General features: G+C 45.2%; 18 protein-coding genes. 16 read left to right on the forward strand and 2 right to left on the reverse strand.

The window, feature by feature from the left end:
• Nucleotides 1-78: 78 nt before the first annotated feature.
• A complete protein-coding gene (locus QWZ05_RS17825; RefSeq protein WP_264877108.1) occupies nucleotides 79-252 on the reverse strand; it encodes a hypothetical protein in 174 nt (57 codons plus the stop codon).
• A 525-nt stretch (nucleotides 253-777) separates the two neighbouring features.
• Between QWZ05_RS17825 and htpX the strand changes: the two genes are divergently transcribed.
• Entirely contained in the window at nucleotides 778-1,650 is an 873-nt protein-coding gene (htpX, locus tag QWZ05_RS17830) for a protease HtpX (RefSeq protein WP_264877109.1), read from the forward strand.
• A gap of 91 nt (nucleotides 1,651-1,741) precedes the next feature.
• Here the strand turns inward: htpX and QWZ05_RS17835 are convergent, their stop codons facing one another.
• The gene (locus tag QWZ05_RS17835) at nucleotides 1,742-2,227 is read right to left on the reverse strand and encodes an early set domain-containing protein (RefSeq protein WP_264877110.1); all 486 of its coding nucleotides are present in this window, start codon (nucleotides 2,225-2,227) and stop codon (nucleotides 1,742-1,744) included.
• A gap of 480 nt (nucleotides 2,228-2,707) precedes the next feature.
• On the opposite strand from QWZ05_RS17835, the gene pulA reads away from it, so the two are divergent.
• From pulA to QWZ05_RS17910, 15 genes are all read left to right on the forward strand, one after another.
• Nucleotides 2,708-6,685, forward strand: a complete 3,978-nt coding sequence (gene pulA / locus QWZ05_RS17840; RefSeq protein WP_290299808.1) for a pullulanase-type alpha-1,6-glucosidase — start codon at nucleotides 2,708-2,710, stop codon at nucleotides 6,683-6,685.
• 209 nt (nucleotides 6,686-6,894) lie between these two features.
• Entirely contained in the window at nucleotides 6,895-7,317 is a 423-nt protein-coding gene (locus QWZ05_RS17845) for a nuclear transport factor 2 family protein (RefSeq protein WP_290299810.1), read from the forward strand.
• Nucleotides 7,314-8,054, forward strand: coding sequence for an SDR family NAD(P)-dependent oxidoreductase (locus QWZ05_RS17850; protein ID WP_290299812.1), 741 nt, complete (start codon nucleotides 7,314-7,316; stop codon nucleotides 8,052-8,054). The genes QWZ05_RS17845 and QWZ05_RS17850 overlap by 4 nt, the downstream gene beginning before the upstream one ends.
• Complete coding sequence (locus QWZ05_RS17855) at nucleotides 8,051-9,343, forward strand: NAD(P)/FAD-dependent oxidoreductase (RefSeq protein ID WP_290299813.1); 1,293 nt, start codon at nucleotides 8,051-8,053, stop codon at nucleotides 9,341-9,343. The genes QWZ05_RS17850 and QWZ05_RS17855 overlap by 4 nt, the downstream gene beginning before the upstream one ends.
• Before the next feature lie 25 nt (nucleotides 9,344-9,368).
• Nucleotides 9,369-10,127: a DUF1365 domain-containing protein gene (locus QWZ05_RS17860; RefSeq protein ID WP_290299814.1), complete on the forward strand. Its 759-nt coding sequence runs from the start codon at nucleotides 9,369-9,371 to the stop codon at nucleotides 10,125-10,127.
• On the forward strand, nucleotides 10,127-11,368 hold the full coding sequence (locus tag QWZ05_RS17865) for an SAM-dependent methyltransferase (protein WP_290299816.1): 1,242 nt from the start codon (nucleotides 10,127-10,129) through the stop codon (nucleotides 11,366-11,368). Before QWZ05_RS17860 ends, QWZ05_RS17865 begins: the two co-directional genes overlap by 1 nt.
• Nucleotides 11,365-11,895 (forward strand): DUF2878 domain-containing protein, encoded by a 531-nt coding sequence (locus tag QWZ05_RS17870; protein ID WP_290299818.1) that lies wholly within the window; start codon nucleotides 11,365-11,367, stop codon nucleotides 11,893-11,895. The genes QWZ05_RS17865 and QWZ05_RS17870 overlap by 4 nt, the downstream gene beginning before the upstream one ends.
• A gap of 1 nt (nucleotide 11,896) precedes the next feature.
• The gene (locus tag QWZ05_RS17875; RefSeq protein WP_290299819.1) at nucleotides 11,897-12,466 is read left to right on the forward strand and encodes a chalcone isomerase family protein; all 570 of its coding nucleotides are present in this window, start codon (nucleotides 11,897-11,899) and stop codon (nucleotides 12,464-12,466) included.
• Nucleotides 12,467-12,988, forward strand: a complete 522-nt coding sequence (locus QWZ05_RS17880; protein ID WP_290299821.1) for a DUF3833 domain-containing protein — start codon at nucleotides 12,467-12,469, stop codon at nucleotides 12,986-12,988.
• A gap of 543 nt (nucleotides 12,989-13,531) precedes the next feature.
• Nucleotides 13,532-15,175 carry a peptide ABC transporter substrate-binding protein gene (locus QWZ05_RS17885; protein WP_264877120.1) on the forward strand — a complete coding sequence of 548 codons (1,644 nt, stop codon included), beginning with the start codon at nucleotides 13,532-13,534 and terminating at the stop codon, nucleotides 15,173-15,175.
• Between the two features lie 143 nt (nucleotides 15,176-15,318).
• A complete protein-coding gene (gene oppB / locus QWZ05_RS17890; RefSeq protein ID WP_264877121.1) occupies nucleotides 15,319-16,239 on the forward strand; it encodes an oligopeptide ABC transporter permease OppB in 921 nt (306 codons plus the stop codon).
• 14 nt (nucleotides 16,240-16,253) lie between these two features.
• On the forward strand, nucleotides 16,254-17,156 hold the full coding sequence (gene oppC, locus QWZ05_RS17895) for an oligopeptide ABC transporter permease OppC (protein WP_264877122.1): 903 nt from the start codon (nucleotides 16,254-16,256) through the stop codon (nucleotides 17,154-17,156).
• A gap of 20 nt (nucleotides 17,157-17,176) precedes the next feature.
• Nucleotides 17,177-18,148: an ABC transporter ATP-binding protein gene (locus tag QWZ05_RS17900; RefSeq protein ID WP_290299825.1), complete on the forward strand. Its 972-nt coding sequence runs from the start codon at nucleotides 17,177-17,179 to the stop codon at nucleotides 18,146-18,148.
• Nucleotides 18,145-19,137: a murein tripeptide/oligopeptide ABC transporter ATP binding protein OppF gene (gene oppF, locus QWZ05_RS17905; RefSeq protein ID WP_290299827.1), complete on the forward strand. Its 993-nt coding sequence runs from the start codon at nucleotides 18,145-18,147 to the stop codon at nucleotides 19,135-19,137. Before QWZ05_RS17900 ends, oppF begins: the two co-directional genes overlap by 4 nt.
• Before the next feature lie 400 nt (nucleotides 19,138-19,537).
• Nucleotides 19,538-20,488, forward strand: a complete 951-nt coding sequence (locus QWZ05_RS17910; RefSeq protein WP_290299829.1) for a glutathione S-transferase family protein — start codon at nucleotides 19,538-19,540, stop codon at nucleotides 20,486-20,488.
• The last annotated feature ends 27 nt before the right edge of the window (nucleotides 20,489-20,515 follow it).

Consider the following 20,515-nt stretch of genomic DNA (forward strand, 5'->3'; position numbering starts at 1 on the left):
ATTTCAAAGCAAAGTAACATGAATAAGAAAAGCCAGAGGTTTATACCCTCTGGCTTTTTTAATACAGGTCTTTTCTAACTATTGTTCTGATGATAAGCCCATTAACGCATACTGAGTTTCGGCAATTTGTTGCTCTTTATCCTCATCTAATGCTTTGATCCCTAGCTGTTTCTTTGCCTCGTTTTCTGACACGCCTAAGTGGCAGCATAGTAGGTCAATCGCCATCTGATATTCGTTGTTAACTTGTGACATCTTACAATCCTTATAAACACTTCCAACTCATCTCTTACAGCAATGTAGTAGGTCGAGAGGGTAGACTCAATACGACTTAAGTCTAATGAGTGGGGAAGGAGAGAGGAAGAAGGATTGAGGGAGGTGACTGGTTGATTTTTATGTAAAGATGTAACTCTACGGAATCTGGAATACAGATTTCAGAATATAGAGTCATCATAGTAACCTTCTGTATTCTGTATTCTGTATTCTGTATTCTGTATTCTTCTCCAACCTCCAACCTCCAACCTCCAACCTCCAACCTCCAACCTCCAACCTCCAACGTTCAACCTTCAACCTTCAACCTCCACTCCCCATTCCTCGAAACCTTCCCGTTAACAACTCGTAACATTCTCCACAAAATGTTGCAATTCTTCACTTAACCTTGAAAACAAAAAATTAGACTATATATAACTGTGTAGCATGGGGTTTTCGTGCTTAACAGACCACCCAATGTCGGATGTGGTCATCATGAGCCTCAATAGACGTTATCCAACGGAGAAAGGAATGAAACGCGTATTACTCTTTCTAGCAACGAACTTAGCCGTCGTACTGGTTTTAAGTGTTGTTCTTAATATTGTTTATGCCACAACAGGTATTCAGCCAGGTAGCCTAAGTGGTTTGCTGGTTATGGCTGCCTTGTTTGGTTTTGGTGGCGCGTTGATCTCTTTGATGATGTCTAAGAGCATGGCGCTACGTTCTGTTGGTGGTATGGTTATCGAAAGCCCACGCAACGAAACAGAACATTGGTTGATGGAAACGGTATCTCGTCAGGCTCAACAGGTAGGCATTGGTATGCCGACTGTGGCGATTTACGATAGCCCTGATATTAACGCTTTTGCGACGGGTGCCAAACGCGACGACTCGCTAGTGGCTGTTTCTACCGGTCTTTTGCACAACATGACTCGAGATGAAGCAGAAGCGGTTCTGGCGCACGAAGTTAGTCACATTGCGAATGGTGATATGGTCACCATGACGCTGATGCAAGGTGTTGTGAACACGTTCGTGATCTTCCTGTCTCGTTTTATCGCCAACATTGTTGCGTCAAACCGTGATGAAAACGGCGAAGGCGGCACGAGCATGATGGTGTATTTCGGTGTGTCTATGGCGCTGGAATTAGTCTTTGGCTTCCTAGCGAGCTTTATTACCATGTGGTACAGCCGTCATCGTGAATTTCATGCAGATGCGGGCGCTGCGCAATTGGTTGGTAAGCACAAGATGATTGCTGCGCTTGAGCGTCTTAAAGTTAGTCACGAGCCTCAACTTGAGGGCTCAATGATGGCGTTCGGTATCAACGGAAAGCGTTCAATGACTGAGCTTCTGATGAGCCACCCACCGCTTGACAAGCGTATTGAAGCGCTTCGTCAGCAGCAGTACTAAGTCTTTTTTTATTTACGCTGCAAACCGTAATAACAACAAGGCCGAGCTTAAGCTCGGCCTTGTTGTTTCCTATTGAGATAAAATGAACAACTTATTGGCACTTCTCGACCATGACAGAGAATGGTGCTCCCGTGTCATCAAACTTCATACTCCAAACGTACTGTCCAGGCTCTAAGATTTCCACTTCGGTATCTTTTGCATACCCACCAAACTTCAACGCTTTTTCTTGGCCGATGGTCATGCTGCGCTCGTCCGCAGTAAACTGAGGGCTCCAGCTTGAGCTGGCAAACTGCATCTTGTATTTGCCAGCCGATTCTTGAGTCACAGCTTGGTAAAGGTTGTCGCCCTTATATTTGTATTCTCTATCGGGAATATGTTTCCAATCTGAAAATGTGCCGACAACAAATAAAGTATCTTTGATTGGACCTGCTTCAGTGCTATCAGGTAATGAACAGTTACTCATTATTTCGTAGTTATTGTACTCAACAGCAACGACTTCTTTTTTAGATGTGCTTTGACAACCGATTAATAAAGAGCTCATAGCGATTAGTGTTATTGGTAAGGCAGAGGGTTTCATTGGGTTATCCTTGTTTATTATTTTGTTCTATTTATTTTTATACCAAGATTGTAGCTCTAGGTAATTAACAGTTAGAAAACGTGATGGTTGGCGCTAAGTGTGCAAAAGTTGCTCGTTTATACTGTTTTGTTACCCATTTCCCCCCATAAAGCCTCGGTTCAGCCTTGTTTGTACAGAATGTGACCTGCACTGCTGGGGTTGAGTGTTTGGGGCGTACTTAATTGAGCTAAGGGGAGTAGCTGGGGCGTAGGTTGTTTTTTGAAAGAGATCAAAATATGTAGGTCTGCAAAGCGTGATCCTTTGTTCATAAATTAATATTTCGTGCTTCTAAATCACTTAATTAAATCTTGGTCACAATCTGCTTGTTCTTATTGTTATTAATATTTTTGTGCGCTTTAAACACGACGATTCTCTGTGCCTACATGCAAACCATATCGTTGGCGTAAATATAAAAATAACCGAAAGGATAGGATTTAATTAATGGAAATTAGAATTAGTAAGCTGGCCAAATATACAATGCCAATGTTTGTTGCTGTGGCGATGTCAGGCTGTGGTAGTGATAGTGACACGACCCCAGGAGGGGGTGGTGACAATAATGTGGATGGGCTATACAACGCTCAAGAAAATGAAGTTGTTATTTACTACAAACGCGACTCAGACGAAGCTCGTAATGCTACCGGTTACGATGGTTGGGGCTTACACCTATGGAATGGCGAAGGTTGCACCAGTACCGATCTTGAGGCGATGGGTATCGCATCTGGTGGCACTGATTGGAATGACCCAATGCTAGCAACGGGTATGAGTAATACTTATGGCGCTTATTATGTTCTAAAAGTCGATCCTAACGCTTCTGATCCACATGAGTGTATGAACTTCATTTTACATAAAGGTGATGAAAAAGCGTTTGGTAGTGCGAACAGCAAAGTAGAACTTCGCAACCTTGATGATTCTCAAGGTGTATTTGGCTTCCATGGCAGTAGCCAACTTTACTACGAGCCGATTGCTGAGCGTCCGGTAATGATTGATGGACAGAAAGCACACTGGTTAGATGCAACAACGATCGGCTGGGAATCTGTGGCGAGTGCCGACAAGATTGAACTGCGCTACGACCAAGACAACAAGATCGTGATGAATGATGAAACTAAGTCGGTCGAAGGCGGAACGGTTATCGAATTATCGCAGGGGAGTGGTTTAAGTGATGAGCTTAAAGCGCGTTTCCCACATTTATCTGATTTGGCAACGGCTGATATCGACTTGAGTGATGAAGTTTTACGATCAGTTCTTAAATCACAAATTGTCTTAGTGGCATATAAGTCTGATGGTTCGACCCTTGCTGCAACCCAAATTCAGAAAGCCGGAGTATTGGATGCAGTATTCGCTGATGAAGACGCGGGTAATGCTATCGATGCTGATCTAGGAGCGATCGTAGAAGGAAACGACGCGACATTTAAGTTGTGGGCACCAACAGCTCTAAGCGTCAATGTGACAATTTATGACGACACCTTAAAAATGGAAGAAACGCTGACAATGACTGAGGACCCTATTACAGGTATTTGGTCGTCGGATCCAGTTTCGGGAGTGGTTGGAAAATTTTATCGCTATGGTGTCGAGGTATATCACCCAACACTGGAGAGAATTTTATCCTTACCTGTAACTGACCCTTACTCCATGAGTTTATCGGCTAACTCTACGCACTCTCAAGTTGTTGACCTAGAGTCTGATACATCACTTATGCCAGATGGTTGGGGTGAAGAAGGTCACGTTCGTCCAAGTGTAGACAAAGATGTCGACCATGTATTATACGAATCACACCTGCGAGACTTTAGCTTTAGTGATGAAAATGGAACTGAAGCACTTAACGGTAAATATCTAGCTCTAACGGAAGAAGACCGTGAGTCTGTGACACACCTAAAGGCATTGCAAGAAGCTGGCTTAACGTCTCTTCATATCCTTCCTGCATTCGATATCGCGACCGTTGATGAAGTGAATCGTGTTGACATTACAGACACGATTGGTGACTTGTGTAAGTTGAACCTAGAAGCTGCTGTGTGTGGTGTTGAAGATGATGCTGCTGTAATCGAAGACGTGTTAGCAAGTTATGATCCTTCTACACCAGATGCTCAAGCATTGATGAATGATCTGCGTGGTCTCGATAGCTTTAACTGGGGTTATGATCCTTTCCATTACACTGTGCCAGAGGGCAGTTACGCGACTAATGCTCATGGCGCTGCACGTATTAAACAGTTCCGTCAAATGGTCAAGGCGACTCACGATATGGAACTGAAGCTGATCATGGACGTGGTGTATAACCATACCAATGCATCGGGTGATAGTGATAAGTCTGTACTGGATAAAATTGTCCCTGGATATTACCACCGCTTGAACGTCAACACCGGTGACGTTGAGATGTCGACTTGTTGCGATAACACGGCAACCGAAAACTTGATGATGGGTAAGCTGATGGTTGACTCATTAGTGGTTTGGGCACGTGATTACAAGGTTGACGGCTTCCGCTTCGACTTAATGGGTCACCAACCGAAAGACCTGATGGTTGAGGCATTAAAGGCGGTTCGTGAATTTGATGGTAACACCTTGTTCTACGGTGAGGGCTGGGACTTTGGTGAAGTAGCTAACAACGCCCGCTTTGAGCAAGCAACACAGATCAACATGGCAGGTACAGAAATCGGTACTTTCTCAGACCGTTTACGTGATGCTGTTCGTGGTGGTAGCCCATTCGATGGCGGTGAAGATACCGATGGTTTACGTTCTCTTCGTTATAATCAAGGCTTTGGTAACGCTGCCTACGTAAACTCGGAAGCGGAGAGTAAATATACAAGTGATGAAATGAGAGCTAATCACTTGCACAACCAAGACATTATCCGTGTAGGTATGGCGGGTAACTTAGCTGATTTCGTGCTACTTGATTATGAAGGCAACACTCAGCTTGGTAAAACAGTAGATTACAACGGCGCACCAGCAGGTTACACGGTTCATCCATCAGAAAACATCTCTTATGTGTCTAAGCACGATAACCAAACGCTATGGGATATTAACGCTTATAAGATTGATGAGGGTACAAGCTCGGCAGATCGTGCACGTATGCAAACGGTCGGCTTATCGACAGTGATGTTAGGTCAAGGTATTCCATTTATTCACATGGGTTCCGAGCTACTGCGCTCTAAGTCAATGCAGCGTGACTCTTACGACTCTGGTGACTGGTTCAACCGCGTTAAATTTAACGGTGACGACAACAACTGGAATGTGGGCTTACCGCGCGAAGACAAAGATGCTGACAACTGGAACTTGATTAAAGAGATCATCGGTGATTCAACAGCAGAGCCATCAGTTGATGATATCGAACTGACCAAACAGCAGTTCCTAGAGTTACTAACCATCCGTAGCTCTAGTGAGTTGTTCCGTTTAGAGTCTGCTTCTGACGTCATGAACCGAGTTGACTTCCGAAACGTAGGCGAAAAGCAAGAACAAGGCTTGATTGTCATGTCGATTGATAACAAAGGCTTTAGTATTGACGATGACTACAGTGCAATTGTTGCGGTTATCAACTCGACTGCTGTAGAGAAAGAGTTCTCAATCTCTGATGCGGTGAACTTTGACTTGCACCCAGTGCAACAAGAGTCAGAGGATAGTGTTGTTCGAAGCGCTTCTTTCTCAGACAAAACCTTTGCTGTTCCTGCTTTAACAACGGCCGTGTTTGTTCAGACTGACGGTACTGGTCTTCCAGTAGACGAAAGCAACAAAGATTTTGAATCAATTCCACCATACGGTGATACCGTTGTGTATGTGAAAGGTTCAATGAATGGTTGGGGAGAAAGTGATGACTGGGCGATGAGCTTTGAAGGAAACGGTTTGTACTCCGTAACTGGATCGCTTGAAGCTGGAACGTATCAGTTTAAGTTTGCAGATGCTGCATGGAGTAACCCGAATATCGGTTGTGACAATGCAACTCAAGCGTCGGGAAGTCTTGACTTGGGTACGGGGGGCGATTGTGAGGTAACAATCAATGAATCAGGTAAATATACCTTCACTCTGAATGCAAGCCATGAGCATTCAAGCTCTGTAGACAAGCCAGTATTGTCTGTGACTCAGGCTGCTGATGCACCAACATTTGGTGATACAGCTCTGTATCTTCGTGGAGATGTAACCGACAGCAATTGGGGAGCAATAGAAACGGCGAAATTCACTTATGATGCGAATGATGTTTACTCTTTAACAATTGATTTGGTCGCAGGTAGTTTTCAAATGAAAGTTGCTGATGATGCTTGGAGCGAAGGTACAAACTTCGGTGGTACAGGTTCAGTGGTGTTTGGCGAGCCAATTGATATGGAAGAAGGATCGAATGACAACCTTGCTATCGAAATCCCAGCAAATGGTAGTTATACCTTCCACTTCAATGCCATTGATAAAGTAAATCCTATCATGACGGTAATAGCGAACTAACACGTCAAGTTCCAACTCAAGAATGAAACCTCGCTCCTCGGAGCGAGGTTTTTTTGTTTTTTTATCACTGATCGTTCTATTTTCTTTTAGGTATAAGCCAGTTAAGAAAAGTTGTACAAAATTATTTTTGTACAACTTTTTAAAGCTGAACTATGTTTACTTGTACAAGAATATATTTTGTACAAAGCAACCATCAAGAGGTAGTCGTCATGGATGTCGAAAGTGTTGCGGAGTTCTACCAGCAACTTGGCAAGAACAATTTGGATACGCTGGGGGATATCTACCATCAGGATGTGGTATTTGAAGACCCTGCTCATAAGATGCATGGCCTCACGACGCTTGAGAGGTATTTCGTGTCGATGTACAGCAATGTGACTGATTGTCGCTTTCTAATATCCTCTGCAGATCAGGTTGAGGACAGAGGCTACATTCGCTGGTTGATGTTTTTGACTCATCCAAAGCTTTCTTCTGGTAAAGAAATTCAAGTGGAAGGGATGACTTTTGTGCAGTTCTCAGAAGGCAAGGTTATTCATCATAAGGACTATTTCGATCTTGGCGCCATGCTCTACGAGCGTCTTCCTCTGTTAGGGCGTGTGATAACGTCCATCAAACGTAAGTTGGGCCAGTCATGAGTACGGTACTAATCACCGGTGCGACGTCGGGCATTGGTGAGCAACTCGTTAAGGACTATTCCGCAAAGGGTTGGCAGGTGATTGCTTGTGGTCGTAACCAAGAAAAACTCGCCCAGCTAGAAAGCCTCAGCGGGTTAATCCACTCCCTTCAGTTTGATGTTTCTGATAGGGCGCAGACTCAGCAAGCGCTTTCGACGTTACCCGCACTCCCAGACTTGTGGATCTTTAACGCAGGGAGCTGTGAGTATATTGATGAAGGTGTTATAGACAGTGACGTGATGTCGCGTGTAATGGATATCAATTTCCATGGCGTTGTGCGCTGCATAGAGGCGGTACAACACCAATTTGCTAAAGGTATGCGCGTTGCTTTCGTGGGGTCTATTGCAAGCGAAGTCGCTTTGACTCGCTCTGAAGCCTATGGCGCGTCAAAAGCCGCCTTAAGTTACTTTTCTCGTAGTTACCGCAACGACATAGCGCATAAAGGCGTAGCGGTATCTGTGATTTTTCCGGGCTTTGTGAAAACGCCCCTCACAGATAAAAACGACTTTGATATGCCAATGTTGATCAGTGTTGAGGAAGCATCGAAAAAGATTATAGAAGGATTAAGCCGTGGTAAAGAATACATCTATTTCCCGCGACGATTTACGTGGATTTTGAGAGTGATTGGGACGCTGCCGTATCAGTGGCAGGCAAAGATCACTGCTAAGTTGGTTGGGGTTAAGGAGAACGGACAATGAAAATTGCCATCATAGGTAGTGGAATATCAGGGCTTACGTGTGGGTATCATTTGGCATCAGAGCATGAGATCACAGTTTTTGAAGCCAATGACTATATTGGTGGCCACACGGCGACAAAAAGTGTCGAAGTGGAGGGAAAACGCTTCGATGTAGACACGGGTTTTATTGTGTATAACGATCGCACCTACCCGAACTTCATTAAAATGATGAACGAAATCGGGGTCAAAGGGATCCCCACTCAGATGAGTTTTTCGGTGCGTAACGATGGTAACGGCTTAGAGTATAATGGACATACCGTCTCTACTTTATTTGCACAAAAGCGTAACTGGCTTTCACCGAAATTCTATCGTTTTATCTACGAAATATTGCGATTTAATAAGTTAGCGAAAGCGTGTGCGGATGTGACGCAAGATGACGATATAACGCTTGGCGACTTTTTATCGCAGCATAATTTCACTAACTATTTTTGTGAAAATTATATCCTGCCGATGGGGGCTGCTATTTGGTCGTCAACATTGGCGGACATGCGTGCTTTCCCATTATCATTCTTCCTTCGCTTCTTCTTAAATCACGGCCTACTTGATGTTACCAACAGACCACAATGGTATGTAATTGAAGGTGGCTCACATGCGTATATTGAGCCTCTAACGGCGGCCTTTAAAGATAATATTCGCCTTAATACACCAGTCAGTCGTGTGACGCGAGATAATGCCGGCGTTGTTGTTGAATCGAAGGGCGAATCAGAGCGTTTTGACCACGTTATTTTTGCTTGTCATAGCGACCAAGCACTGCGTCTACTCGGGGATGCAAGTGAGGTAGAGCAGCAGGTACTTACGGATATGACTTATCAAGCGAACGAGGTGATCCTGCACACCGATGATGCCCTTTTGCCAAAGCGCCGCTCAGCTTGGGCATCATGGAACTACTACTTATCGGGACAGTCTGGAGAAGAGCAGCGTCTTCCTGCACTGACCTACAACATGAATATCTTGCAGCATATCGAAGCGCCTTCCACTTTTTGTGTCTCCTTAAACTCATCCCAAAAGATTGACCCTAAGAAGATTCTGAAAACCTTTATCTATGATCACCCAGTGTTTACCACCCAGTCGATTGCGGCTCAAGCACGTAAGAGCGAAGTGAGTGGGGTAAACAACACCTGGTTCTGCGGTGCGTATTGGCACAACGGTTTCCACGAAGATGGTGTTCGCAGTGCACTCGATGTGGTTAAAGGTCTCAATGACTATGCTCATGAACGTGATCATGAACAAACCCGTCTTGGGGCGGCTTAGGTGTGATGATGAGTAGGAGTACACGATGAGAAGCCGTATCTATGTGGGGGATGTAAGGCACAGACGTTTTTTGCCAATCGAACATCACATCAACTACACCCTGTTTATGCCTTGTATTGATTTAGATGAGTTAGATGCACTGACTTCATCTGTGGTGGCATTTGGTCAACGCTGGTGGCACTGGGCTCGATTTAAGCGCAGTGATTATCTTGGACAGGGCAGTCTTAAAGAGGCGGTGCAAGAGAAAGTGTTTGAGCTATCGGGTGAACGGATAACAGGCCGTGTGGAAGCCGTGATACATCTGCGCTATTTCGGTGTCTATTTTAGCCCGGTCAATTTTTATTACCTTTATGATGAACAGGGTTCTTGGCGTTACCTGCTTGCAGAGGTGAGTAACACACCTTGGAATGAGCGCCACTACTACGCCTTGCCTGCCGATCCTGGCCAGAGCGGAGAGAACTGGCAGCATGATAAAGCGTTTCACGTTTCTCCGTTCAACCCTGTTGACCAAGTGTACAAATGGAAGCTCAAACCACTTGGAGATAAGCTCCACGTTCACTTGGAATGTCACAAGCAATACAAGGCGTTTGACGCCACGATGGCGATGAAACAAAGCCCTTTCAGTTCGAGAAACCTTGCATGGCTGTTGGTGAAAACACCGATTCAGACCGTGAAAGTGATGTGGGGTATCTATTGGCATGCACTCAAATTGTGGGTCAAAGGCGTCCCTTTATATTCTCACCCGAAATATGACCAACAAAAGACAAATAAGGAGAGTTGGTAATGATGAATGCGACGACGTTAACTTTCCCTCAGCAGATGACACGCATTGATCGCAGTGCTCGTCAATGGTTGATGGGAAAATTAGAAGCACTCCCAGTAGGGCACTTAACCATTGTTGAGCGTTATTTCGAGCAGCAACAAGTGACCACGATTGGTCAGCGCCAAGACGCGGAGGTCACGGCTACCATCATTATTAACGAAGGACGATTTTTTGCTCGCATGTTGAAAGGCGGGAGTATTGCCGCAGGCGAGGCATTTATGGATGGTTGGTGGGAGAGCCCTGACCTCACAGCCGTGATGGAGCTCATGGCACGCAATATGAGCACGCTAGATGCTATGGAGACTCAATCTGGATGGTTGACTCAAATGGCTTATAAAGTGGGTCACTGGCTCAACCGCAACACCTTGAGTCAGTCGAAAAAGAATATTGGTGCCCACTACGATTTAGGCAATGACATGTACGAGCTGTTTTTAGACAAAAACATGCTTTATTCGTCTGCGCTCTATCTCAACACTTTTGATTCACTGGAACAGGCACAAATTAACAAAATGGAACGCCTTTGTCAGCAACTGCAACTGCAGCCGAGCGATCGTGTGCTTGAAATTGGCACAGGTTGGGGGGCGATGGCGATTTACATGGCACAGACTTATGGTTGTCATGTGACGACAACCACCATATCGGAAGAACAGTTTGCCTATGCAGAGTCTGAGGTTAAACGCTTGGGTCTTGAATCACAGGTAACGTTAATAAAACAAGACTATCGTTTGCTGGAAGGGGAATTCGATAAAGTGGTGTCGATTGAAATGATCGAGGCGGTAGGTAAGCAATTCTTAGCGTCTTACATAGCAAAGTGTCAGTCATTGCTGGTCAAAGGTGGTCGCTTTGCCATTCAAGCGATTACGATTGCCGACCAAAGGTTTGAGAGCTACAGCCAGAACGTCGACTTCATTCAAAAGTATATTTTCCCTGGCGGCTTTCTTCCGTCTGTTTCTAAACTGGCAGAGACAGCAACGAGACGCAGCGATTTTGTGATTCGTGATGTGTTTGATATAGGTTTAGATTACGCCAAGACACTCAATGAATGGCACGAGCGCTTTAACCATCAAGAGCAAGCGATTCGCAGTCTTGGTTATGATGAACGTTTTATACGTATGTGGCGCTATTACCTCTGCTATTGCGAGGGCGGTTTCAAAGCAAAAAGTATCAGTACGGTACAAATGACATTTGAGCGCCCGTTATGACTATGAGCCTCGTCCAACGCTACGCTGTTGTGATCATTTCTGTTTGGTTTCAAGCGATTTGGTTCTTAGCGGTCGTTGGGCGAGAGTCAACCTTAATAGTTCTCATCGTTACACTCATATTGGGCGGTTGTTTGGCTTCACGTTTGTACCAAATTGGCTGGATAGGCTTGAGTTTATTAGTGGCTCTTGGCTTTGCCGTTGATACATTGAATACCTTTCTCGAACTGCTTCAGTTTCAAACGCCTTGGCTGCCAGTATGGCTGCTCTGTTTATGGCTCGCTTTCGCACTCTACGCATTTATTTTACTCCCTCAACTAAACCGTTTTCCGAAATGGACCGTACTATGTGTAGGTGGGTTGGGTGGTAGCTTAAGTTATCTTGCCGGACTCAAGTTTGGAGCTGTTACTACGACATTCAGCACTAAGTCTTTTGTCAGTGTCCTCTTTGTTGAATGGGTATTAATGTTAGCAATAGCGTCACTTCTCGTTGCACGCTTTCCTCTAGTGCAAAAGGAAATAAGGGAATGACATGAGAAATTTAGCTGTCTTACTGACACTTGTTTGGAGTTGCCTAAGTGTGGCTCAACCTGCCTCTTTACAACCCGATCTTTCTGACGTTGAACAATGGAAAAGGGTCGGGTCAGCGGATCTGGATTGGCTGTTCTTCGATGTTTATCAATCCAATCTGTTCACCCCAGACGGACAATACCGCCTTTCTCACGATGTATCACCTCACCCGCTCGCGCTGACCATCATTTATGAGCGAAGTATTTCATCCAGTCAGTTGGTGGAGGCCACTTGGGACCAATGGCAGAAAATGGGGTTTAAATCGTCTCTCTTTGAAGATTGGTTGGCTCAACTCGAGACTATTTTCCCAAATGTTAATGACGGAGACTCGCTGATGTATATCAGTGATGGGGAAGCGGGTGTCTTTAAGTTCAAGCGCAGCGGCAGTGAACGCTGGATTTCAGTGGGAAAAATTGACGATGAAAATTTCAGTGATGCGTTTCTTTCTATCTGGCTGTCATCAAAAACTCAATACCCAAAACTAAGACGCCAACTGATTGGCATGAATATGAACACGAATAGGAATAACTAAATGCTGAAACGCTGGTTTATTGCCTCTCTACTTGTACTGGTTGCTGCCTGCAGCGCAGATTTGGAAGATTACGCTCAAACAACGCCACCTTTTGCACTGTTCGAATTTTTCGAGGGTGAGACTCAAGCTTGGGGTATGGTTCAGGATTACACCGGTAAGCAAACTCGACGTTTTGATGTGAAGATAGTGGGGTCGATTGATGGAGACACACTGACACTGGTGGAAGACTTTACGTTCGCTGACGGAGAGATCTCTCAGCGTATTTGGACCATCAAAAATCAAGGTGGTGGGGCTTACATAGGCACAGCCGATGATGTGATTGGTGAAGCTCATGGTCACGAGGAAGGCAATGCACTCTACTGGGAGTACGAAATGGCGTTGTCAGTTGATGGAGACGTTTATCATGTTACGTTTGAGGATTGGATGTATCGTCAAGATGAGCGCCATATGTTCAACGTCGCAGTGATAAAAAAATTCGGTATCGAAGTCGGGAAAGTGACCCTGTTTTTTGTTAAGCGCTAGACAACAGTAAAACAATCGAGGGGGGCATTGGCGAGAGCGCATGTCTCCCTTTTTTATTTGGTTTGATTAATGAACTGCGGCGGTCACTTTGCTCATTCACCATGAGTCACGTAATTATCATACAAATTGATCTGTATCAAAAAAGCTGTGGGATAGATCAGCTTTTACTGCCGCTGTGTTAGCAATTAAGTGGTGGTTTTGTTAAATTTTTGCCGATAAAAGCAGCACAAGATGCTGCTTTTATCGTTTCGTTCAGCGAAATTGGCACAGCAAACTAGTCTGACCAATAAAATTTGCGTAAATATTTTTGAGTTTGATTTCTCAGTAGCATTTTATGCTGAATTTTATACTAAAACGGAAAGTTATGGGGTGGTTGGTTACATTTTTGTGGCAAATTGCTTCGATGGTTGGTAATGTGTGCCGTAATCTTTGTGTGATTAAGGGATTTTTAGGTCTTTTTATACAGCCTAAGCCCATAGCTTTCCGTTCAAGCTTGCGCACAAAGTAGTCATGGATGCAAAAATATAACTTGGAGTTAAATGCATGTATAAGAATAAAATCACTCGCGCTCTATTCTTGGGTGCGGGCCTGTCACTTGCGCTTGCTGGTTGTGGTGAAAAGCCAGAAGAAACACAAGCTGCTCAACCTAAAGCAACAGAATCTGAGGCGCCAGCCGTTCAAGAACTAGTCCGTGGTAACGGTACTGAAGTTGCTTCTCTAGACCCTCACAAAACGGAAGGTGTTCCAGAGTCTCACGTAATTCGTGATCTTCTGGAAGGTCTAGTAAACCAAGATGCTGACGGTAACACTATTCCTGGTGTTGCAGAAAGCTGGCAAACGACAGACAACAAAACTTTCACTTTCAATCTACGTAAAGACGCTAAGTGGTCTAACGGTGACCCAGTTACTGCTGAAGACTTCGTATACAGCTTCAAGCGTGCTGTCGACCCTGCAACTGCCTCTCCTTATTCTTGGTATGTTGAATACACTCGTATGGACAACGCAAAAGCGATTATCGCAGGTGAAGCAGATAAAGAGACTCTAGGCGTGCGTGCTATCGACGCAAACACACTAGAAGTGACTCTTGAAAAGCCAGTTCCATACTTTGTTGCAATGATGGGCCACACAACAATGAAGCCGGTTCACCGCGCGACAGTTGAAGCTCACGGTGACACTTGGACTAAGCCTGAAAACTTTGTTGGTAACGGCGCATTTAAGATCAGCAACTGGGTAGTGAATGAGCGCATCGAGCTTGTTCGTAACGATAACTACTGGGACAACGCTGATACCAAACTAGACAAAGTGACTTACCTACCGATTGAAAACCAAGTTGCTGAGATGAACCGCTTCCTATCTGGCGAAATTCATATCACTAACGAACTGCCAATCGAGCACTTCAAACGTCTACAGACAGAGCACCCAGAATCAGTTTCTGTAGTGGGTAACCTATGTACTTACTACTACGGCTTTAACAACGCAAAAGCACCATTTGATGATGCGCGCGTTCGTCAAGCTCTATCGTACGCGATTGACCGTGATGTCATTACTAACATCATTCTAGGTCAAGGCCAGAAACCAGCTTACTTCCTAACTCCGGAAATCACTGCTGGCTTCAACCCTGAGCTACCTGCTTACGGTGAAATGACTCAAGAGCAACGTGTAGAAGAAGCGAAGAAGCTTCTTGCTGATGCGGGCTTCGATGCATCTAACCCACTGAAGTTCAACCTTCTTTACAACACGTCTGAAAACCACCGTAAGATTGCTACTGCAATCCAGTCTATGTGGAAGAAAGACCTAGGTGTTGATATCACACTAGAAAACCAAGAGTGGAAAACTTACCTAGATACTCGTCGTCAAGGTAACTTTGATGTGACTCGCGCGGGTTGGTGTGGTGACTACAACGAAGCATCTTCGTTCCTATCGCTAATGCAATCAAGCAACAGCTCTAACGATCCTAAGTACCACAATGCTGAGTACGATCAGGTTATGGAGAAAGCGATGCTAGCGACTAACGAAGCGGATCGTCAAGCTGCTTACCTAGAAGCTGAAAAGCTACTTGCTCGTGATATGCCAATTGCGCCTATCTACCAGTACGTTAGCTCACGTCTCGTTTCTCCATCGGTTGGTGGTTTCCCATCAAACAACGCTGAGAACAAGATCTTCTCGAAAGATCTTTACATCAAGTAATAGCGTTTAAGCGCTAGCAATACGTTAAATCGTAAAACTATAAGAATAAGAGCCTGTTACGGCAGGCTCTTGAGTTTTCTATTGCCCGGATTTGGCAATGGAGCTTTTTAATTACACATGTCACAGACTGAAAGAGTGAGTTTATGCTTAAATTCATAGCGAAAAGGATCTTTGAAGCAATTCCAACCATGTTGGTATTGATCACGGTCTCTTTCTTTCTTATGCGTTTCGCACCAGGTAACCCATTTTCGACTGAGCGCCCTTTGCCGCCAGAAGTTATGGCAAACATCAACGCAAAATATGGCTTAGATAAGCCTGTCTCGGAGCAATACTTTACCTACTTAGGAAACATCCTACGCGGTGATTTTGGTCCCTCATTCAAATACAAAGATTTCTCAGTAAACGAGCTGATTTCAGGCGCATTGCCTGTGTCTGCAAAGGTTGGTTTTGCTGCCTTTATCTTTACCGTCATTATGGGGGTAGGGGTCGGCACCATTGCGGCGCTGCGGCAAAATACCTGGCTCGATTACAGTATTATGGCGACCGCCATGCTCGGGGTGGTGATGCCATCCTTCGTGTTGGCACCTGTTCTGATTTATCTCTTCTCAATTAATCTTGGTTGGCTGCCTGCTGGTGGTTGGCATGACGGTGGCTTTAAGTATATGGCGTTGCCAGTACTTGGTATGTCACTGTTGTATGTGGCGACCTTTGCCCGTATTACACGTGGTTCGATGATTGAGACGTTAAACAGTAACTTTATCCGCACCGCTCGCGCGAAAGGTTTGAGCTACCGTTACATCATTTTCAAACATGCATTGCGCCCAGCGATGCTGCCAGTGGTTTCTTACATGGGCCCTGCGTTTGTCGGCATCATCACAGGCTCAGTGGTTATTGAAACCATCTTTGGTTTACCGGGTATCGGTAAGCTGTTCGTTAATGCTGCCTTTAACCGTGATTACTCATTGGTTATGGGGGTCACTATCCTAATTGGCTTCTTGTTTATTCTGTTCAACGCCGTGGTTGATATTCTTCTGGCGTACATCGATCCGAAGATTCGCTACTAGGTTGGAGAGCTAACATGTTAACGAAAAAAGAAAATTTAGATGCGATCGAGAAGTTCTCTGAGAACCTAGAGATTGAAGGTCGCAGTTTATGGCAAGACGCACGCATTCGCTTTATGCGCAATAAAGCGGCGATGGCGAGCCTTGTTGTCCTTACGATTATGACATTGTCGGTGATTTTTCTGCCAATGTTTGCGCAGTACAGCTTTGATGATACCGATTGGTACGCGATCCACTCTGCACCATCTTGGTCGCACTTCTTTGGCACAGACGCTCTTGGTCGAGACCTATATGTTCGTACTCTTGTTGGCGGCCGTATCTCGCTGATGGTGGGTGTCATGGGCGCACTTGTTGCGGTTTTGATTGGTACGCTCTACGGTGCGGCTTCAGGCTTTATCGGTGGTAAAGTTGACCGCGTGATGATGCGTATTCTAGAGATCTTATACGCCGTACCATTTATGTTCTTGGTTATCGTTTTGGTGACGATCTTTGGTCGTAATATCGTGCTGATCTTTGTTGCTATCGGTGCGATTGCTTGGCTGGATATGGCGCGTATCGTGCGTGGTCAGACGCTGAGCTTACGTAGTAAAGAGTTCATTGAAGCAGCACACGTGTGTGGTGTGAGTAAGTGGAATATTATTACTCGTCATATTGTTCCAAACGTATTAGGTATCGTTGCGGTTTACTCTACGCTATTGATTCCAAGCATGATTTTGACTGAATCATTCCTTTCTTTCCTTGGTCTGGGTGTTCAAGAGCCGATGACAAGTTGGGGCGCATTGCTCCAAGAGGGCGCGAACACGATGGAAGTGGCTATCTGGCAGCTGGCGTTCCCAGCGGCATTTATGGTAGTGACACTTTTCTGCTTTAACTATGTCGGTGATGGTCTGCGTGACGCGCTAGATCCAAAAGACCGTTAATCAAGATTGAGGAAGTAACAATGAGCTTACTAGACGTAAAAGATCTGCGCGTTGAGTTTACGACTCAAGACGGTATTGTTACCGCAGTGAATGATCTAAATTTCTCACTTAATCAGGGTGAGACACTCGGTATCGTAGGTGAATCTGGTTCAGGTAAATCACAAACGGTATTTGCTATCATGGGGTTGCTGGCGAAAAACGGCATCATTTCAGGTAGTGCAAAATTTGAAGGTAACGAGATTCTAAACCTTCCAGAAAAAGCGTTAAATAAGGTTCGTGCGGAACAGATCGCAATGATCTTCCAAGACCCAATGACGTCTCTAAACCCATACATGAAAGTTAGCGATCAGCTGATGGAAGTGTTGATGCTACATAAAGGCATGGGTAAAGCAGAAGCGTTTGAAGAGTCTGTACGCATGCTCGAAGCGGTAAAAATTCCTGAGGCGCGTAAACGTATCACTATGTATCCGCATGAGTTTTCTGGCGGTATGCGTCAGCGCGTCATGATCGCAATGGCGCTGCTTTGTCGTCCTAAGCTCCTGATTGCAGATGAACCGACCACGGCACTAGACGTGACGGTGCAAGCACAGATCATGGACCTATTGAACGAGCTGAAATCTGAATTCAATACGGCGATCATTATGATCACCCACGATTTAGGTGTTGTTGCGGGATCGTGCGACAAGGTATTGGTGATGTACGCAGGTCGTACGATGGAGTATGGCACGGTTGACGATATCTTCTACAACCCAAGCCACCCATATGCTGAAGGCCTATTAAAAGCTATCCCTCGCTTGGATACGGAAGGTGAAATTCTGCCTACTATCCCAGGCAATCCACCAAACTTACTTCGTTTGCCACCAGGCTGCCCTTATCAAGAGCGTTGTCACCGTGTGACAGACCGTTGTAAGCGTGAAGCACCGATTCTGACGCCGTTTGGCGACAACCGTCACCGTGCATGTTTTTCTGATTGGGAGGCTTGGGCAAAATGAGCGTAGAAAAGAAATTACTGTTAGATGTAAAAGACCTTAAAGTTCACTTTAGCATTGCCTCTAAATCGGCTTGGCCTTGGTCTAAGCCAGCGAACCTTAAAGCGGTAGATGGTGTTGATGTTCGCCTTTATGAAGGTGAGACATTAGGCGTTGTTGGAGAGTCTGGATGTGGTAAATCGACTTTCGCCCGCGCAATTATCGGCTTGGTCGAAGCGACTGAGGGCGAGGTTGTTTGGCTTGGCCAAGACGTGATAAAAATGAAAGAGGTGGAACGTCGTAATACTCGTAAAGAGATGCAGATGATCTTCCAAGACCCGTTGGCATCACTTAACCCGCGTATGACAGTTGGTGATATTATCGCTGAGCCACTGCGTACTTTCTTCCCGCAATTGTCGAAAGAAGAAGTAAAAGATCGCGTTAAAGAGATGATGATGAAAGTAGGTCTGCTACCTAACGTTATCAACCGCTACCCACATGAGTTCTCCGGTGGTCAGTGCCAGCGTATCGGTATTGCGCGTGCTTTGATTCTTAACCCAAAGATGATTATTTGTGATGAGCCGGTTTCTGCACTGGATGTATCGATTCAGGCACAGGTGGTGAACCTGCTAAAAGAGCTACAAAAAGAGCTTGGCCTGTCGCTAGTCTTCATTGCTCATGACCTTTCTGTTGTAAAACACATCTCGGATCGTGTACTGGTTATGTACCTAGGTAATGCAGTGGAGCTTGGTGAAGCTGAAGCCCTATTTGCTGACCCTAAACACCCTTACACAAGGGCATTGATGTCTGCCGTGCCAATCCCAGATCCAAAGCTTGAGCGCGCGAAGAAGATAGAGATGCTGGAAGGCGACCTTCCTTCACCTATCAACCCGCCTTCAGGTTGTGTTTTCCGTACGCGTTGCCCACAAGCAACCGACGAGTGCGCACAACGCAAACCGACCATTCAAGGTAACGACACCCACGCTGTGTCTTGCTTACACGTCGTAGTGTAAGCCTTACCCATTCAGCCTGTGACGGGCTTAAGCGCGGTCTTCTTCGGAAACCGCGCTTTTTTTATCCAAAAGCCAAACGTTTGCTTTTCCTTGTAAGGACAGGCGCGATAACTTGCTCGCATTAGATTGTGGACTGTTCTTTCAACAAGCGTTTGAGATTGTGAAGGAGACTGAGATTTAGACTGTCCTTCCAAGCGAATGTCGATTTTATTCTTATAAGGACAGGCATGATTAGCTTATCCTGCCTGTCCTTTCAAGGTTTGAAGGAAAGTACGGGTCTTATCTTGTCTGTCCTTACAAGAGGTTCAAATAATTTGATGATGTTGAACAGGAAAAATGGGCTTTGTCTTTTTGTAGAGCTTATATACTGATTGAACGATGACTCGATTTGGAGAGGGATATGGGTAAGTTGGTTGAGGGTGTTTGGCATGATGTCTGGTATGACACCAACAAAAGCGGTGGTAAATTTGTACGAGAGGATGCTGGTTTTCGTGACTGGGTGACGAATGATCAACAAGCGAAGTTCCAGCCGGAGTCAGGACGTTACCATCTCTATGTCTCACTTGCCTGTCCTTGGGCTCATCGCACATTGATATTGCGTCAGCTTAAAGGGTTATCTGAGCATATCGATGTGACGGTTGTCAGTCCGGACATGCTCTCTGAAGGGTGGGAGTTTATTGAGCCTGAGCCTCTGTTCGGTGCCACAAGGCTACATCAGGTCTATACCCGCGCCAAGTTGGATTATACTGGTCGAGTGACGGTTCCAGTGTTGTGGGATAAAAAGACACAGTCTATCGTGAGTAATGAATCTTCAGAAATCATCCGCATGTTTAATTCAGTATTTAATGATTTAACTGGTAATACAGACGATTACTACCCAACTCACCTACAAAGCGATATTGATAAGTGGAATGAGTTTATCTACCCAAACATCAATAATGGCGTATATCGCTGTGGCTTTGCAACATCGCAATCAGCTTATGAAGAGGCTTTTAGTGCACTATTCAGCGCGTTAGAACAGCTGGAAGAGCACCTAACCACCTCTCGTTATTTAGTTGGAGAGGCACTGACTGAAGCGGATTGGCGTCTGTTTACTACTCTTATCCGATTTGATGCTGTCTATGTCGGGCATTTTAAGTGCAATCAAAAACGTATTGCCGATTATCCGGCGCTGAATGCGTATATGAAAGAGCTGTATCAAATGGATGGCATTGCGCAGACGGTCGATTTTTATCATATCAAGCGTCATTACTACTTCAGTCATGTTGGTATCAATCCTACACAGGTTGTTCCAATGGGGCCTGTTCTGGACTTAGCATCTCCGCATGGGCGTGAGCGTATCTCACTTTAACTCACAACGGCGAAGGGGTATACTGCG

The sequence above is a fragment of the Vibrio agarivorans genome (assembly GCF_030409635.1).
In the GTDB taxonomy this organism is placed as follows: Bacteria; Pseudomonadota; Gammaproteobacteria; order Enterobacterales; family Vibrionaceae; genus Vibrio; species Vibrio agarivorans.